This is a genomic window from Neisseria sp. P0009.S007 (assembly GCF_051962515.1).
Map to the genome: position 1 here is coordinate 1 of NZ_JBQCVF010000369.1, position 1,346 is coordinate 1,346.

The window sequence follows — 1,346 nt, forward strand, 5'->3', positions numbered from 1 at the left end:
GATATCCTCTACCGGCAAGCCGCCGCCCTTTTGGAACAATCCAATACCGCCCAAGCCCTGCCCCTGCTGCAACAGGCGGCAGAGCAGGGTTATGCGGAAGCTGCTTTCGCATTGGGCAACCATCTGCTGCAAAACGGCCAACCGGAGCAGGCACTTTCATGGTTGGAAGCCGCCGCGGCCCAACGCCATCCCAAGGCACTCTTTACCCTGCTGCAACAACGCGAACACAACGGCACCCCGACCGGACAGCTTCTTAACGAATACGCCTGGCTGGGTGAGCAAGGTCACCCCGAAGCCCAATTAATCCTCATGCGTTACCACGCACAGCGCAATGATCCACAATCCCTCTACTGGGCGGAGCTTGCCGCTGCCCGATATGCTGCGCCTGCGTATTACCATCTGGCACGCCATCATCAACGCCAAGGCGACGTTGAAACAGCCATCGAACAATACGAAAAAGCGGCCGCACTCGGCGTAACTGCCGCCTGCTGGCAACTCGGTCAAATCTACTTTTACGGCACAGGCATCAGCCCTGACCACGCACAAGCCAAACAATATCTCGAACAAGCCGCTCAAGCCGGCCACATCGCCGCACAAACCCTGCTGGCCGACCTTCTTGCCGCCAAAGGCCGACCCGAAGCCTTGGAATGGTATCGTCGTGCCGCCGATAAGGAACACGCGGAAGCACAGGCCAAGCTGGCCCAATATGCCCTAACCGGCGAACTTTCCGAACGCGATCCGTTTCAAGCGGCGCGCTATGCCAAAGCCGCCGCCGAGAAAGACCATCCCGAAGCCCTAAAAATCATGGGCGACCTCTACCGCTACGGCCTCGGCATAAAAGCCGACAACCATATCGCTCATGATTACTACCACCGGGCTGCCGCGCTGGGTTCTGCCGCTGCCGCACAAAAACTCATCAGCGACGCCGCGCTGTACCATCCGCAACAATACGAACAAATCAAAACAGCCGCCCTGCAACAGCAACAAACCGAGACTATCTACCGTTTGGCAGAAGCACAAGCCCACGCCATTGGCCGTCCTGTCGACTATAATGCCGCGCGCAAAAATTACATGGAAGCGGCCGAGTTCCATCATAAAAATGCGGCGGCAGCCTTAGGCCGCATCTACCATTACGGCCTCGGTACGGCACAAGACCCTCGGGCGGCCGCCCACTGGTACGCCATCGCTGCCGAACAAAACCACCCTTCCGCCCAATACCACCTCGCCTGTTTTTACTATCACGGACAAGGTGTAAGCTGCCATGTTCCGACCGCCTGCTACTGGCTGCAGGCCGCCATCAGCAACGGCCACACTTCGGCCGAATCATTAACATCCCTATTAGAACA

1 protein-coding gene is annotated in these 1,346 nt (G+C 58.0%); it reads left to right on the plus strand.

The features are described 5' to 3' along the window. The coding region (locus ACTHS3_RS13335; RefSeq protein ID WP_440368169.1) for an SEL1-like repeat protein at window positions 1-1,346 on the plus strand (1,346 nt) is incomplete at both ends.